This is a genomic window from Streptomyces sp. NPDC059373 (genome assembly GCF_042751495.1).
Lineage (GTDB): Bacteria > Actinomycetota > Actinomycetes > Streptomycetales > Streptomycetaceae > Actinacidiphila.
Window position 1 is genome coordinate 103276 of record NZ_JBHYXC010000008.1, and the last position, 14316, is coordinate 117591.

Sequence of the window (14316 nt, forward strand, 5' to 3'; positions counted from 1 at the left end):
ACCGTGATGACATGGCAGACGACAAGACCCCCAGGGTCACCGACATCGACGCGCTGAAGGTGTTCACGCATCCGCTGCGCATCAAGCTCTACCGGGCCCTCACCGTCGCCCGTAAGGCCACTGCCTCGCAGCTGGGCGAGCAGGTCGACGAGGCCCCGTCGCTGGTCAGCTACCACCTTCGCAAGATGGCCGCGCACGGCTTCATCGTCGAGGCGCCCGGCGAGAGTTCGGACGGCCGGGAGCGGTGGTGGCAGGTCGCCTCGGAGCGCGGTTTCAGCTTCCGCAGCACGGACTTCGCCGACCGGCCGGAGGGGGCGGCGGTGATGAGCGCGGTCACCCGGCAGATCGTGACGTCCCGTTATGAGCGGTACATGGCACATCTGGACGAGTCGTCGGCCTGGCCCAAGGAGTGGATGGAGACGGAGTTCAGCTCCGAGTACGTGGCCGGTCTGACCGCCGCCGAACTGGGCCGACTGGGCGAGGAGATGGACGCGTTGGTCCGCCGCTGGATCGAGCACGGCCGCGCGGCCGAGGCCGCCGGCGACGGGGAGGGGCGCGAGCACGTCTCCCTGCACCTGTACGGATTCCCTTTCCGCGACTGACCTGTGAAGAAGGAGGCCGCCGACATGCAGGCGACCGGGATGACCACGACGTCCATCGCTGCCGGCAAGCCCGCCCACCGGGACGGCAACGTGCTGCGCTGGCTGGCGGCGTTCGCAGCGTCGCTCGTCGGCGACAGCGTCTATTTCCTCGCCCTGTCCTGGGCGGCCACCCGGACGGGGAGTGCCGCGCAGGCGGGGCTGGTGCTGGCGGTGAGCTCGGTGCCGAGAGCGGCGTTAATGCTCGGCGGGGGAGTGATCGCCGACCGGTTCGGGCCGCGCAGGGTGGTGATCGGCAGTGATGCGACACGGTGTGTCGTGATCCTGGCCATGGCTGGGTTGCTGGCGGTCGCGACGCCGGGGCTGTGGGCTCTGGTGGTGGTGGCGCTGGTCTTCGGTGCGGTGGACGCGCTGTTCATGCCGGCCGTGAGCGCGCTGCCGCCGCGCATCACGGGGCCGGACCAGCTGGCCCGGGTTCAGGGGATGAAGGGGCTGGCCACCCGGGTGGCCACGGTCGCCGGGGCGCCGTTGGGTGGGGTGGCGATGGCGTTCGGCGGTGCGGCGGCGGCCTTCGGGGTGGCGGGGGCGCTGTTCGCGGTGTCGTTGGTGCTGCTGGCGGCTGTACGGGTGGCCCCGTTGCCCGGCGATGACCGTGTCGGTGCCGAGAGGAAAGGAACCGCCTGGCGGGATCTGGCCGACGGGATCCGGCACATCAGGCGGAACCGGGTGCTGGCGGCGCTGGTGGTGGTCGGAGCCATCGGCGAGCTGGGCCTGGGCGGACCGCTGAACATCGGGGTGACGCTACTGGCGAGCGAGCGTGGCTGGGGCGCCGCCGGGCTCGGCTGGATTGTCTGCGGCTTCGGGGTCGGCGCGGGCGCGGCCTCGCTGCTGCTGACCGTACGGGGCAGGGTGCCGCGCGCCGGCCGCGTCCTGAGCTGCTCCATGGCCCTGGGCGCGGTCGCGGCGGCCGCCCTGGCGTACGTCCCGTCGCTGCCGGCGGCCGTCGGGGCGGGCGCGGTGATCGGGCTGTCGGCGGGGTTCTCCGGCGCGCTGGTCGGCGCCCTGCTCCAGACCACGGCGGAGGCCGCCTATCTGGGCAGGGTCGGCTCCGTACTGACCCTCTTCACGGTCGGCGTCGCACCGTTGACCTACCCGCTGATGGGTGCCGGCATCGCGGCCTGGGGCCTCGAGCCGGTGTTCACGGTCAGCGCGGCGGTGTCGGTGCTGGCCGCCGCGTACGGGATCGCCTCACCGGCGCTGCGGCGCGCGGAACTGCCGCGCTAGTGCCGGGAGGGGCACTAGATGCCGAGCTGCTTCGCCTCGTACAGCTTGGTGACCGCGTCCTTGTCGCCCTCGGTCTCGACCCGGGCGGACTCCGTACGCCCGAAGGCGAAGAGCACCAGCTCGGCCGGCTCGCCGGTGACCGTGACGACCGGGGTGCCACGGTGGAGGACGGCGGTCTGGCCGTCGGGGCGGCGCAGAACGACGCCGACCGGGGCCTTGCGGCCGAGGAGGCGGGCGCTGCGCTCCAGGCGGGACCAGAGGACGTCGGCGAACACGGGGTCGATCTCGCGGGGTGTCCAGTCGGGCTGGGCGCGGCGGACGTCCTCGGAGTGGACGAAGAACTCGACGGTGTTCGCGGCCTCGTCGATCTGCTTGAGGGCGAACGGGGACAGCCGTGGCGGGCCGCTGCGGATGAGCAGGATCAGCTCTTCGTACGGCTTGTCGGCGAACTCCTTGCGCACGCGCTCCAGCCGGGGCGCGAGCTGCGGGATCAGCTGCCCGGCGGAGGCGTCGGCGCGGCGCTCGCGGACGACGACGTGTGCGGCCAGATCGCGGGTGGTCCAGCCGTCACACAGGGTGGCGGCCTCGAGCCCGACGCTCTCCAGGAGGTCGGCGAGGAGTAGACGTTCACGCTGTGCATGAGTCGACATACCGTCAGCGTACGTCCACGCCCCGCCGACCGGGGGCCTAGGCGAGGGGTTTCGTGAGCTGCTTACCGTCGAGTGTGTTGCTGAGGGTGAGGGAGCAGGAGATGGTGTCCTTGTTCTGGACCGTGTACGTCGTGAGGGACGGGTAGATCGCGTAGTAGTAATACGTCTTCCCGTCGGCCGGGATCTTGGCGAGGCGGGCCTTGGCGTCCTTCTCGCAGAGACTGAGGACCTTCTTCTGCAGCTCGGCCTCGGTGGTGAAGCTGCCGGTCAGGGTCTCGTTGGCGATCACCTCGCCGTCGTGCGGGGAGCTGCACGAGCGGGTCGTGACGGCGGTGACGCTGCTGTTCAGGCCCGGGTGGTCGAAGCACTTGCCGGGCTTGAGCACGACGTAGGGGACCAGGCTGTCGGTGGGGTTCGAGTCGGCGGTGGCGGTGTCCGTGGCTCCGTCGGAGGCGGTGGCCGAGGCTGTCTCCGACGCGGTCGGGGTCGGGCTGCTGGAGCTCGCCGCCGTGTTGTCCTTGTTGCCGCCCAGGATCACCACGACTCCGCCGACGAGTACGGCGATGACGACCACCGCGCCGATCGCGATCGCGGCGATCTTCCCGCCGTTCCCGCCGCCACCGTTCGGCGGCGGGGGCGGGGGGTATCCGCCGGGGCCGCCCGGGCCCCCGGGGCCGTATCCGCCGCCTCCGCCGTAGCCGCCGCTTCCGTAACCGCCGCCGGCGTCTCCGTAGCCGCCTCCGCCCTGGGGCGGGTAGCCGCCCTGGTCGGGGTAGCCGTAACCGCCCCCCTGTGGCGGGGGCGGGGGTCCGTATCCCTGCGGCGGACCGTAGCCGCCGCCCTGGCCGGGCTGGGGCTGGTTGGGCGGGGGCGGCGGAGGAAAACTCATGCACGAAGCATGCCCCATACGGGTGACGTCGGCTTCACTCGGATACTAAGTCGTGACAGGGCCCGCCCTCCGCTGACGGCGGGTCAGTCGACTTGCGGGCTATGTTCTTTATGCGGCTTTTCCGGTCCGGGTGCGATCGGCGGCAGAATAGAGGCATGGACTCCCCGCTCGACCGCTCCCTCGACCCCGCCGTCGCCGCCCGCCTCAAGCGCAACCCCGACGGTCTCGTGCCCGCCATCGCCCAGCAGTACGACACCGGCGAGGTGCTCATGCTGGGGTGGATGGACGACGAGGCGCTGCGGCTCACCCTCACCACCGGCCGCTGCACCTACTGGAGCCGCAGCCGCCAGGAATACTGGGTCAAGGGCGACACCTCCGGCCACGTCCAGCACGTCAAGTCCGTCGCCCTCGACTGCGACGGTGACACCCTCCTCGTCAAGGTCGACCAAGTCGGCGCCGCCTGCCACACCGGCGACCGCACCTGCTTCGACGCGGACAGCTTGCCGCTGGGCTGAACCGGTCCCGGGTTGCGGGTCGGCCGCTCGCCGGAGGCGAAGCGGGCTGGCGCAACCCGGCCACCGGCCCGCGGCCGCTGAACAACCCCGGCCACCGCCGAACGTGGCGCGCCGCCGTCGCCGGGGGTGGGACCCCCCTCGCTTCGCTCGCCTTGCGGAACGTTCTCCCGCAACCCGGGCTGACCCGAACCGATGGCCTGCCCGGAGGGCACTAGGCTTCGGGCATGACCACGGGCACCGTCACCCCCGACCTTGATACGTTCCGGAAGCTCGCGCTGGACCGCCGGGTGATTCCGGTGAGCCGGAGGCTGCTGGCGGACGGTGATACGCCGGTGGGGCTGTACCGGAAGCTGGCGGGGGAGCGGACGGGGACGTTTCTGCTGGAGTCGGCGGAGAACGGGCGGTCGTGGTCGCGGTATTCGTTCGTGGGCGTACGGAGCGATGCGACGCTGACCGAGCGCGACGGGCAGGCGCACTGGCTGGGCACGCCGCCCGTGGGGGTGCCGGCGGAGGGGGACCCGCTGCAGGCGCTCCGCGCGACCGTGGAGACGCTGCACACGCCGCGCGACCTGCATGACGACGCGGGGCTGCCACCGTTCACGGGCGGCATGGTGGGGTACCTCGGGTACGACATCGTGCGGCGCCTGGAGCGGATCGGGGACCACGCGCAGGACGACCTGGAGCTGCCCGAGCTGACGATGCTGCTGACGTCGGACCTGGCGGTGCTGGACCACTGGGACGGCTCGGTGCTGCTGATCGCGAACGCGATCAACCACAACGACCTGGACACCGGCGTCGACGAGGCCTACGCGGACGCCGTCGCCCGCCTGGACGCGATGGCGGCCGACCTGGCCCGGCCGGCCGACTCGGCGCCGGTGGAGCTGCCGCCGTCCGCGCTGCCGGAGGAGATGACGGCGCGGTCGGGCGGAGCCACGTACCAGGCGGCGGTGGAGACGGCGAAGGAGTACATCAGGGCGGGGGACGCCTTCCAGATCGTGCCGTCGCAGCGTTTCGAGACGCCCTGCCCGGCGAGCGCGCTGGACGTCTACCGGGTGCTGCGGGCGACGAATCCGTCGCCGTACATGTATCTGTTCCGCTTCGACGGCTTCGACGTGGTCGGCTCCAGCCCGGAGGCGCTGGTCAAGGTCGAGGACGGCCGCGCGATGGTGCATCCGATCGCCGGAACGCGGCCCCGGGGGGCGACCCCGCAGGAGGACCAGGCCCTCGCGGACGAGCTGATGGCCGATCCGAAGGAGCGGGCGGAGCATCTGATGCTGGTCGACCTGGGCCGCAACGACCTGGGCCGGGTGTGCGAGCCGGGCAGCGTTGAGGTGGTCGACTTCATGTCGATCGAGCGCTACAGCCATGTGATGCACATCGTCTCGACGGTGACGGGGACGCTGGGCGCCGGGCGGACCGCCTTCGACGTGCTGACCGCCTGCTTCCCCGCCGGGACGCTGTCCGGCGCGCCCAAGCCGCGCGCGATGCAGATCATCGACGAGCTGGAGCCCACCCGGCGCGGCCTGTACGGGGGCTGCGTCGGCTATCTGGACTTCGCCGGGGACTCCGACACGGCCATCGCCATCCGCACCGCCCTGCTGCGCGGCGGCACGGCGTACGTGCAGGCCGGCGCGGGGGTCGTGGCGGACTCCGACCCGGTCGCGGAGGACACCGAGTGCCGCAACAAGGCGGCGGCGGTGCTGCGCGCGGTGGCCACGGCGAACGCGCTGCGGCGATAGGCGATAGTGGTGGGGTGACTGCCGTGACCGAGCCCAGTACCGCCGAAACCGAAGCCAAGGCCGAAGCCAAGGCCGAGGCCGAGGCCGCCGTAACGCCCGCCGCCAGGGGCGGTGGTGGCCGGGGGAGCCTGGCTGTGGGGCTGCTGCTCGGTGTCGTCGGCGCCTCGGTGCTGCTGCTCGCGGCAGGGAAGACCTGGATGCACGGCACCGCCGCCTTCGCGGGCGGCAGTGTGCGGGTCAGCGCCTCCGGGAGCGAGGTGGCGGCTCTGCCGGGCGCGCTGGCGCTGGTGGGGCTGGCCGCGCTGGTCGCGGTGTTCGCGGTGCGTGGCGCGGGCCGGGTGATCGTGGCGGGGCTGCTGGCGCTGAGCGGGGCGGGCGCGGTGGCCGCCGCACTGTCGGCCCTGGGCGACACCTCGGCGCTGGACGCGGCCGCCTCGACGGCCACCGCCGTGGCCCACAGTTCGGTGAGTACGAGCAGTACGACCGCCTGGCCGCTGGTCGCCGCCACGGGCGGGGCGCTGCTGCTGGCCGCCGGGGTCCTCGCGCTGGTACGCGGCCGTGCCTGGCCGGGGATGTCCAACCGGTACGACCGGGACGGGGCCGAGCCCCGGCCCCGTAAGCAGCGCGCGGCGATGGTCGACCCCGACCGGCCCGAGGACCTGTGGAAGGCCCTGGACCGGGGGGAGGACCCCACGGAGGCCGGTGACGCGGTCTGACCCGGTCTAGGGAACAATGGTGCCGACCTTCTGAACCCTCAGAGCCTCAGAACTCGTAGAACGACTTGGGAGCACTCATGGCGGGCAACAGCCACGGACACACCCCTGCCGCCTGGACCGGCGTGACCATCGCCTTCATCGGCTTCTGCATCGCGGGTGCTTTTGTGGTCCTGGCCAACCCGCTGGGCATGATCGCCGGCCTCGTCGTGGCCGCCCTCGGCGGCGTCGTCGGCATGGCCATGCGGGCGGCCGGCCTCGGCAAGGACACCAAGTCCTCGTCCTCCGGGCGTACGGCCGACCAGCACGGCTGAGCCGGCTCGGGAGCATGACGGATGGCGTGGCCCATGACGGGCTGCGCCATCCGCCGTTTCCGGGGGACAATCGCCCCGTGACCGACGCCCCCGCCACCCCGGCCCCGTCCCTGCGGCGCCTCGCCGCGCCCCTCGGCGTACTGGGCGGGGTCGTCGCGGCCTTCGCCTACGTAGGGACGGTCGACCCGAACACGCCCGGGCACTATCCGGTGTGCCCGCTGCTGAAGTACACCGGCATCTACTGCCCCGGCTGCGGGGGCCTGCGCAGCGCCTATGCCGTCGCGCACGGCGACTTCGGCGCGGCGCTGGGGTTCAACGCGCTGGCGGTCGCCGGCTACGTCGCCTTCGCCGTCTTCTGGGTGGTGTGGGCGTCGCGTACGGCCCGGGGGCGGCCGTTCGAGGTGCCGCTGAGACCGGCGTACGTGTGGGGTGTGGCGGCGGTAGTGATCGCTTTCACGATTGTCCGGAACCTGCCGGTGGGGGCGGCCCTGGCGCCGTAGATATGTCCACCTAGTGGGCATACGTCCGGCCGGATGCGAGTCCTCCGCGCCCCGCCGGTTACCATCGCAGTGCTGGTGGAACATCTCATTCGCTGGCTTGATCATTTCGCTCATGGAAGGGGACCGCTCGCGTGAGTGTGCTCGACGAGATCATCGACGGAGTCCGCGAAGACCTCGCCGAGCGGCAGGCACAGGTCTCCCTCGACGAGCTCAAGGAGCTCGCGGCCAAGGCCCCCGAGGCCAAGGACGGCGTCGCGGCCCTGCGTGGCGACAGCGTCAAGGTCATCTGCGAGGTGAAGCGCTCCAGCCCCTCCAAGGGTGCGCTCGCCGCGATCGCCGACCCGGCCGGACTCGCTGCGGACTACGAGGCCGGGGGTGCCGCTGTCATCAGCGTGCTCACCGAGCAGCGCAGGTTCGGCGGATCCCTGGCCGACCTCGACGCGGTCCGCGCCAAGGTCGACATCCCGGTGCTCCGCAAGGACTTCATCGTCACCGCCTACCAGCTCTGGGAGGCCCGGGCGCACGGCGCGGACCTCGCGCTGCTGATCGTCTCGGCGCTGGAGCAGGACGCGCTGGTCTCGCTGATCGAGCGGGCCGAGTCGATCGGACTCACCCCGCTGGTCGAGGTCCACGACGAGGAAGAGGTCGCCCGCGCGGTGGATGCCGGCGCGCGCATCATCGGCGTCAACGCGCGTAACCTCAAGACCCTCGAAGTCGACCGCGGGAACTTCGCGCGTGTCGCCCCCGAGATCCCCGACCACATCGTCAAGATCGCCGAGTCCGGTGTCCGCGGCCCGCACGACCTCATCGCGTACGCCAACGACGGCGCCGACGCCGTCCTGGTCGGCGAGTCGCTCGTCACCGGCCGCGACCCCAAGGCCTCCGTCGCCGACCTGGTCGCCGCGGGCGCCCACCCGGCATTGCGTCACGGCCGCGGCTGACCGACGCCCTTCCCGAAGAGCTCCGCCGCGTGCTGGATCCGCAGCTTCTCCAGCGTCTCGGCCTGTGCCCGTGCCCGGTGGAGGAGCTCGTCGAGACGGTCCCGGTCCAGGCCGAGGCCCGGGTCGGAGCCGGCCACGGTCCGGAGCGTCTGCCATCCCGCCGCCTTGCCCTCGACTCCCAGCCGCAGCATCTCCAGCTCTCCAGCAGGTCGCTGAGTGGCGAGCGGCGCAGCAGATGGCGGTTGGGCTTGAGCCGGCCGGTGTTCTCGGCGAACCATCCGGCCGCGACCTTGTAGTGCCGGATCGGCACACCCAGCTGCCTCATGATCTCCAGCAGCGCGGCCCGGTCCTCCGAGATCTCGGCCGCCAGCCCCTCCAGGCCGGGGCCCGGACCGGCCTGTGCGCTCGCCATTCGCCGGGCGAGCCTGGTGCCGGCGGTGGCTCCGGCCAGATGATCGTTGAGGTAGACGCCGAGCAGATCACGTCGCTCCACAGCTCCGCTCCCATGTCTCGTCGGACTCCTTGTCTCGTGGGACTCCTTGGACTCCTTGGACTCCTTGGACTCCTTCGGCTCGTCGCTCACGTCGGTCTCGCCGGATCAGCGCCTACCCGGCTCGGCGGCACGAAATCTCCGGGCCAACCGGTAGGATGACCGCCATGCCCCTGTCCCTCGCCGCCGGGCCCTCCAGCCCGGACGCGTACGCGCGACTGCGCCGCGGCTGCCGCCCGCGCGGTTGCCGCGCGCCGGCCAGGCGCGTGCTGGGCCGACGGGTGCGGTATGTGATCGGCTGCGAGCCGGGCCAGGTGAACGGTCGCCGATGGCGTCACGGCTCCGTGACGTCCACCCTTGTGCGCTGAGCCGCTGAAATCCTCCCGGTCCCGGAGAGGCTTCGGCGCTGTGCGCGCGGACAGGCGAGGACGTCGCGGACAAGCGATACGTACCGTTCATCCGTAAAAGGACGCGAGGAGCCAGAACCGTCATGTCCGATGACTTCTTCATTCCCGACCCCGAGGGCCTGATCCCCACCGCAGAGGGCTACTTCGGGGCGTTCGGCGGCAAGTTCATTCCGGAGGCGCTGGTCGCCGCCGTGGACGAGGTGGCAGCCGAGTACGAGAAGGCCAAGACCGACCCGGCGTTCTCAGCCGAGCTGAACGACCTGCTGGTCAACTACACGGGGCGGCCGAGCGCGCTCACCGAGGTGCCGCGGTTCGCGGAGCACGCGGGCGGGGCGCGGGTCTTCCTCAAGCGGGAGGACCTGAACCACACCGGCTCGCACAAGATCAACAATGTGCTGGGCCAGGCGCTGCTCACCAAGCGCATGGGCAAGACGCGGGTGATCGCCGAGACCGGCGCCGGGCAGCACGGCGTGGCCACGGCCACCGCCTGCGCGCTGTTCGGCCTGGAGTGCACGATCTACATGGGCGAGATCGACACCCAGCGCCAGGCCCTCAACGTGGCCCGGATGCGGATCCTCGGCGCCGAGGTCATCGCCGTGAAGTCCGGCAGCCGCACCCTCAAGGACGCGATCAACGAGGCGTTCCGCGACTGGGTCGCCAATGTCGACCGCACCCACTACCTCTTCGGCACCGTCGCAGGCCCGCACCCCTTCCCGGCGATGGTGCGGGACTTCCACCGCGTCATCGGCGTCGAGGCACGCCGCCAGATCCTGGAGCGGGTCGGCCGCCTCCCGGACGCGGTCGCCGCGTGCGTCGGCGGCGGATCGAACGCGATCGGCCTGTTCCACGCCTTCATCCCCGACGAGAAGGTCCGCCTGATCGGCCTGGAGGCGGCCGGCCACGGCGTGTCCTCCGGCGAGCACGCCGCGACCCTGACGGCCGGCGAGCCCGGCATCCTGCACGGCTCGCGTTCGTACGTCCTCCAGGACGACGAGGGCCAGATCACCGAGCCGTACTCGATCTCGGCGGGCCTGGACTACCCGGGCATCGGCCCCGAGCACGCGTACCTCAAGGACAGCGGCCGCGCCGAGTACCGCCCGGTCACCGACGACGAGGCGATGCAGGCGCTGCGGCTGCTGTCCATGACCGAGGGCATCATCCCGGCGATCGAGAGCGCGCACGCCCTCGCAGGAGCCCTCGAGGTCGGCCGCGAGCTGGGTCCTGAGGGCCTGCTGCTGGTCAACCTCTCCGGGCGCGGCGACAAGGACATGGACACGGCGGCCCGCTACTTCGGGCTGTACGACGACGCTGCGGACAAGGGGGCCGGCAAGTGACTGGCAACATCGAGCTGCTGAACAAGACCCTCTCCGACGCCAAGGCCGAGAACCGCGCCGCCCTGATCGCCTACCTGCCGGCCGGCTTCCCGACCGTCGACGGCGGCATCGCGGCCGTCAAGGCGGCCCTGGAGGGCGGCGCCGACATCGTCGAGGTCGGCCTGCCGCACAGCGACCCGGTGCTGGACGGCCCGGTCATCCAGACCGCCGACGACATCGCCCTGCGCGGCGGCGTACGGATCGCCGACGTGCTGCGTACGGTCCGCGAGGCGCACGACGCGACCGGGGCGCCGATCCTGGTCATGACGTACTGGAACCCGGTCGACCGCTACGGCGCCGAGCGCTTCGCCGCCGGGCTGGCCGAGGCGGGCGGCGCGGGCTGCATCCTGCCCGACCTGCCGGTCGAGGAGTCCGAGGTGTGGCGCAAGGCCGCCGAGCAGCACGGCTTGGCCACGGTCTTCGTGGTCGCGCCGAGCAGCAAGGACGAGCGCCTGGCCAAGATCACCGCGGCCGGGTCCGGCTTTGTCTACGCGGCGTCGCTGATGGGTGTCACCGGCACCCGTGAGAGCGTCGGCGCGCAGGCCTCCGACCTGGTCCGCCGCACCCGGGCCGCCACCGCCGACCTGCCGGTCTGCGTCGGCCTCGGCGTCTCGAACGCCGAGCAGGCCGCGGAGGTCGCCGCCTTCGCCGACGGCGTCATCGTCGGCTCGGCCTTCGTCAAGCGGATGCTGGACGCGCCGGACGAGGCCGCCGGGCTGGTGGGCGTGCGCGAGTTGGCGGCGGACCTGGCGAAGGGCGTACGCGGCCGCGGGTAGCTCACGCGTAGCTCATATGGGCGAAATACGGGCCGGGGGTACGCGGATGCGTGCCCCCGGTTCGTTGTGCACGGGCGTGAGCGAGAAGAACCGTGAAGGCAAGCGCACCGCCCGCGAGCGGCTGCAGGAACAGCGTGAGAAGGACAAGGCGCGCGAGAAGCGCAAGCGGGGGCTGATCGTCGGCGGCAGTGTCGTGGCCGTCCTGGCGATCGCCGCCGTGATCGGCGTGGTGGTCGCCAACAACAGCAACAGCGGTGGCGGCTCCGGGACGCCCGCCGCGGCCCCGGCAGGTGCCACCGGCACCAGCAAGCTCGTGATCCCCAGCGGCGCGACCGACGCGCCGTCCACCCTGACCGTCTACGAGGACTTCCGCTGCCCGGCGTGCGGCCAGTTCGAGAAGACGTACCGCGACACCGTCCACAGCCTGCAGGACTCGGGGCAGATGAAGGTCGACTACCACATCGTCCGCATCATCGACGGCAACCTGGGCGGCATCGGCTCCCTCAACGCGGGCAACGCGGCGGCGTGCGCGCAGGACCAGAACAAGTTCCTGGAATTCCACGACGTCCTGTACGCGAACCAGCCGCCGGAGACCAGCGACAAGTTCGCCCAGAAGCCCTATCTGCTACAGCTGGCCGGCAAGGTGCCCGGCCTGACCAACGCCGCCTTCACGGCCTGCGTGAACAACGGGATGTACGACGACTGGATCAAGGCGTCCAACACCGATTTCGGCAAGTCCGGCTTCAACTCCACGCCGACCGTGCTGCTGAACGGCAAGAGCATCTACGCGGACCCGAAGAACCCGCTGACCCCGGACAAGCTCAAGCAGATGGTCGCGGACGCCAACAAGGGGAAGAAGGCGGGCACGGCGACGCCCAGCATCACACCGAGCACATCGGTCCCGTCCGCCGCGTCCGCCTCTGCCTCCGCCTCCGGCTGAGGCGTTATCCAGCCGTTGCCGGGTGGGTGCCCGCGCGCCCGCCCGGCAGGGTAGCGTCGGACTTTGCCATGGAACTCGCATTCATCCCCAGTCCGTCGCGCGGAGTGCTCTATCTGGGCCCCATTCCGCTGCGCGGCTACGCGTTCTGCATCATCATCGGCGTCTTCGTCGCCGTCTGGATCGGCGGCAAGCGCTGGGCCGCCCGCGGCGGACAGAAGACCACGGTCGCGGACATCGCCGTATGGGCGGTGCCGTTCGGCCTGGTCGGCGGCCGTCTCTACCACGTGATCACGGATTACGAGCTCTACTTCGGCGCCGGGAAGGACTGGGTCAACGCCTTCAAGATCTGGGAGGGCGGCCTCGGCATCTGGGGCGCCATCACCCTGGGCGCCCTCGGCGCCTGGATCGGCTGCCGTCGCCGCGGCATCCCCCTCCCCGCGTGGGCGGACGCCCTGGCCCCCGGCATCGCCATCGCCCAGGCCATCGGCCGCTGGGGCAACTGGTTCAACCAGGAGCTCTACGGCCGGCCCACCACCCTGCCCTGGGCGCTCAAGATCGACCCCGCGCACCGGCCCGTCGACACCCCCGACATCGCCACGTACCACCCGACCTTCCTCTACGAGTCGCTGTGGTGCGTCGGCGTCGCCCTCGTGGTGATCTGGGCCGACCGGCGCTTCAAGCTCGGCCACGGGCGGGCCTTCGCGGTGTACGTCGCCACGTACACGGTCGGCCGGTTCTGGATCGAGTCGCTGCGGGTCGACGACGCCCATCACATCCTGGGCATGCGGCTCAACGACTGGACGTCGATCGTCGTCTTCCTCGGCGCCGTCGTGTACTTCGTCATCTCGGCGAAGCGGCACCCCGGCCGGGAGGAGGTCGTGGAGCCTGCCGCGGTCGCGGCCGACGCCACGCCTGACCCGGAGCCCGCCGACACCGACGCCGATCCCGACGCCGACGCCGACGCCGCTGCCGACGACGCGGAGCCCGCTGTCGCGGCGGACGACGAGGCGGAGGCGGACGACGAGGCCGAGCCGAAAGCCGAGGCCGGGGCCCCCGTCGAAGAGGCCAAGAACTCCTGACGCCCGACGCATCCCACGCCCGACGCATCCCACGGCCGCCGCACCCCCCGGTGCGGCGGCCGTTTCGTTCCGCGTTTTCGCAGGTAAGGCAGGCTTTCCTTGCTGGAAACGAAGGGAACGGCAGCGTACGGTCAGGGTGTTCGCGGGAAGGACCGAGGCCCGAGCCTCGGCCGGAGGGAGTGGGTGCGCCATGTCGTCCTTGGCAGTCGAGACGGACTCAGCCGCTGCTCCCCTGCACGTGAGCCACCACGAGCACCGGGACGTGAGCGGTGGCTGGCTGCGGCCCGCCGTGTTCGGGGCGATGGACGGCCTGGTGTCGAACCTGGCACTGATCACCGGTGTGGCCGGCGGTGAGGTGTCGCCGCACATGATCGTGATCACCGGCCTGGCCGGGCTGGCCGGCGGGGCGTTTTCGATGGCGGCGGGGGAGTACACCTCCGTGGCCTCCCAGCGGGAGCTGGTTGAGGCGGAAGTCGCTCTCGAGCGGCTGGAGTTGAGCCGTAACCCGCAGGACGAGCTGCTGGAGCTCGCGTCGCTCTACGTGTCGCGCGGCGTCGACCCGGACCTCGCGCACGAGGTGGCGCGGCAGATGTCCGTGGACCCGGAGCAGGCGCTGGAGATACACGCCCGGGAAGAGCTGGGCATCGACCCGACCGATCTGCCGTCGCCGCTGCTCGCCGCCGGTTCGTCCTTCGCGTCCTTCGCGATCGGCGCGCTGCTGCCGGTGCTGCCGTACCTCCTGGGCGCGACGGCCCTCTGGCCCGCGCTGATCGTCGCCTTCACCGGTCTGTTCGCGTGCGGCGCCGCGGTGTCGAAGGTCACCGCCCGCTCGTGGTCCTTCAGCGGGCTCCGGCAGCTGGTCTTGGGCGGAGCGGCCGCAGGGGTTACCTTCGTTCTGGGCGCTTTGTTCGGTAACGCCGTCCGCTAGCGGTTGACCAGGCCACAAGCCTCTTGTTACCCGCGCGTTTCAGCCCGGCCAACACAGGGCATCTCCCTGTGGCGCCGCGGGCAGAGCCGCCCGCGTCTCAACGGGAGCGACGCCGGCCGCATACTGCCTGCTCGTAGCGCCTTTCTGTCCACATGATGGAAGCGGACTATCCACTTTTC

At 71.6% G+C, this 14316-nt stretch carries 17 protein-coding genes; 14 read left to right on the top strand and 3 right to left on the bottom strand.

Translation table 11 applies throughout. From position 1 onward, the window contains the following. The first annotated feature begins 11 nt into the window (after window positions 1-11). A complete protein-coding gene (locus ACFXJ5_RS15205; protein ID WP_384630830.1) occupies window positions 12-602 on the top strand; it encodes a winged helix-turn-helix domain-containing protein in 591 nt (196 codons plus the stop codon). Window positions 603-626: 24 nt separating this feature from the next. Beyond that, entirely contained in the window at window positions 627-1883 is a 1257-nt protein-coding gene (locus tag ACFXJ5_RS15210) for an MFS transporter (protein WP_384630831.1), read from the top strand. A 14-nt stretch (window positions 1884-1897) separates the two neighbouring features. On the opposite strand, the gene ACFXJ5_RS15215 is transcribed toward ACFXJ5_RS15210, so the two are convergent. Beyond that, the gene (locus ACFXJ5_RS15215; protein WP_384630832.1) at window positions 1898-2533 is read right to left on the bottom strand and encodes a TIGR03085 family metal-binding protein; all 636 of its coding nucleotides are present in this window, start codon (window positions 2531-2533) and stop codon (window positions 1898-1900) included. A 37-nt stretch (window positions 2534-2570) separates the two neighbouring features. Next, window positions 2571-3422 carry a hypothetical protein gene (locus ACFXJ5_RS15220; RefSeq protein WP_384630833.1) on the bottom strand — a complete coding sequence of 284 codons (852 nt, stop codon included), beginning with the start codon at window positions 3420-3422 and terminating at the stop codon, window positions 2571-2573. Between the two features lie 155 nt (window positions 3423-3577). Between ACFXJ5_RS15220 and hisI the strand changes: the two genes are divergently transcribed. The 6 genes from hisI (at window position 3578) to trpC (ending at window position 8144) form a co-directional block, all read left to right on the top strand. Further along, on the top strand, window positions 3578-3937 hold the full coding sequence (gene hisI / locus ACFXJ5_RS15225; protein ID WP_384630834.1) for a phosphoribosyl-AMP cyclohydrolase: 360 nt from the start codon (window positions 3578-3580) through the stop codon (window positions 3935-3937). A 224-nt stretch (window positions 3938-4161) separates the two neighbouring features. Continuing rightward, a complete protein-coding gene (locus tag ACFXJ5_RS15230) occupies window positions 4162-5676 on the top strand; it encodes an anthranilate synthase component I (RefSeq protein WP_384630835.1) in 1515 nt (504 codons plus the stop codon). 23 nt (window positions 5677-5699) lie between these two features. Then, window positions 5700-6392 carry a TIGR02234 family membrane protein gene (locus ACFXJ5_RS15235; RefSeq protein WP_384630836.1) on the top strand — a complete coding sequence of 231 codons (693 nt, stop codon included), beginning with the start codon at window positions 5700-5702 and terminating at the stop codon, window positions 6390-6392. A gap of 77 nt (window positions 6393-6469) precedes the next feature. After that, complete coding sequence (locus ACFXJ5_RS15240) at window positions 6470-6703, top strand: HGxxPAAW family protein (protein WP_384630837.1); 234 nt, start codon at window positions 6470-6472, stop codon at window positions 6701-6703. Between the two features lie 14 nt (window positions 6704-6717). Further along, window positions 6718-7203, top strand: a complete 486-nt coding sequence (locus ACFXJ5_RS15245) for a DUF2752 domain-containing protein (RefSeq protein WP_384630838.1) — start codon at window positions 6718-6720, stop codon at window positions 7201-7203. Between the two features lie 131 nt (window positions 7204-7334). Next, a complete protein-coding gene (gene trpC, locus ACFXJ5_RS15250; protein ID WP_384630839.1) occupies window positions 7335-8144 on the top strand; it encodes an indole-3-glycerol phosphate synthase TrpC in 810 nt (269 codons plus the stop codon). Here trpC and ACFXJ5_RS15255 read toward each other — a convergent pair. Continuing rightward, the gene (locus ACFXJ5_RS15255; RefSeq protein WP_384630840.1) at window positions 8129-8335 is read right to left on the bottom strand and encodes a hypothetical protein; all 207 of its coding nucleotides are present in this window, start codon (window positions 8333-8335) and stop codon (window positions 8129-8131) included. The two genes, trpC and ACFXJ5_RS15255, sit on opposite strands and share 16 nt — an antisense overlap. 457 nt (window positions 8336-8792) lie before the next feature. Between ACFXJ5_RS15255 and trpM the strand changes: the two genes are divergently transcribed. The 6 genes from trpM to ACFXJ5_RS15285 all read left to right on the top strand — a co-directional run bounded on the left by trpM (window position 8793) and on the right by ACFXJ5_RS15285 (window position 14137). Continuing rightward, window positions 8793-9002, top strand: coding sequence for a tryptophan biosynthesis modulator TrpM (gene trpM / locus ACFXJ5_RS15260; RefSeq protein WP_384630841.1), 210 nt, complete (start codon window positions 8793-8795; stop codon window positions 9000-9002). Between the two features lie 122 nt (window positions 9003-9124). After that, entirely contained in the window at window positions 9125-10375 is a 1251-nt protein-coding gene (trpB, locus tag ACFXJ5_RS15265; protein WP_384630842.1) for a tryptophan synthase subunit beta, read from the top strand. Next, window positions 10372-11190: a tryptophan synthase subunit alpha gene (trpA, locus tag ACFXJ5_RS15270; RefSeq protein ID WP_384630843.1), complete on the top strand. Its 819-nt coding sequence runs from the start codon at window positions 10372-10374 to the stop codon at window positions 11188-11190. Before trpB ends, trpA begins: the two co-directional genes overlap by 4 nt. Before the next feature lie 76 nt (window positions 11191-11266). After that, window positions 11267-12130: a thioredoxin domain-containing protein gene (locus ACFXJ5_RS15275; RefSeq protein ID WP_384630844.1), complete on the top strand. Its 864-nt coding sequence runs from the start codon at window positions 11267-11269 to the stop codon at window positions 12128-12130. A 68-nt stretch (window positions 12131-12198) separates the two neighbouring features. Continuing rightward, window positions 12199-13209 carry a prolipoprotein diacylglyceryl transferase gene (lgt, locus tag ACFXJ5_RS15280; protein WP_384630845.1) on the top strand — a complete coding sequence of 337 codons (1011 nt, stop codon included), beginning with the start codon at window positions 12199-12201 and terminating at the stop codon, window positions 13207-13209. A 190-nt stretch (window positions 13210-13399) separates the two neighbouring features. Continuing rightward, window positions 13400-14137: a VIT1/CCC1 transporter family protein gene (locus tag ACFXJ5_RS15285; RefSeq protein WP_384630846.1), complete on the top strand. Its 738-nt coding sequence runs from the start codon at window positions 13400-13402 to the stop codon at window positions 14135-14137. Window positions 14138-14316: the final 179 nt, after the last annotated feature.

Coding starts and splice junctions, on each gene's coding strand:
- ACFXJ5_RS15205 (WP_384630830.1), top strand. CDS start 12: ATGGCAGACGACAAGACCCCCAGGGTCACCGACATCGACGCGCTGAAG.
- ACFXJ5_RS15210 (WP_384630831.1), top strand. CDS start 627: ATGCAGGCGACCGGGATGACCACGACGTCCATCGCTGCCGGCAAGCCC.
- ACFXJ5_RS15215 (WP_384630832.1), bottom strand. CDS start 2,533: ATGTCGACTCATGCACAGCGTGAACGTCTACTCCTCGCCGACCTCCTG.
- ACFXJ5_RS15220 (WP_384630833.1), bottom strand. CDS start 3,422: ATGAGTTTTCCTCCGCCGCCCCCGCCCAACCAGCCCCAGCCCGGCCAG.
- hisI (WP_384630834.1), top strand. CDS start 3,578: ATGGACTCCCCGCTCGACCGCTCCCTCGACCCCGCCGTCGCCGCCCGC.
- ACFXJ5_RS15230 (WP_384630835.1), top strand. CDS start 4,162: ATGACCACGGGCACCGTCACCCCCGACCTTGATACGTTCCGGAAGCTC.
- ACFXJ5_RS15240 (WP_384630837.1), top strand. CDS start 6,470: ATGGCGGGCAACAGCCACGGACACACCCCTGCCGCCTGGACCGGCGTG.
- ACFXJ5_RS15245 (WP_384630838.1), top strand. CDS start 6,718: ATGACGGATGGCGTGGCCCATGACGGGCTGCGCCATCCGCCGTTTCCG.
- ACFXJ5_RS15255 (WP_384630840.1), bottom strand. CDS start 8,335: ATGCTGCGGCTGGGAGTCGAGGGCAAGGCGGCGGGATGGCAGACGCTC.
- trpM (WP_384630841.1), top strand. CDS start 8,793: ATGACCGCCATGCCCCTGTCCCTCGCCGCCGGGCCCTCCAGCCCGGAC.
- trpB (WP_384630842.1), top strand. CDS start 9,125: ATGTCCGATGACTTCTTCATTCCCGACCCCGAGGGCCTGATCCCCACC.
- lgt (WP_384630845.1), top strand. CDS start 12,199: ATGGAACTCGCATTCATCCCCAGTCCGTCGCGCGGAGTGCTCTATCTG.
- ACFXJ5_RS15285 (WP_384630846.1), top strand. CDS start 13,400: ATGTCGTCCTTGGCAGTCGAGACGGACTCAGCCGCTGCTCCCCTGCAC.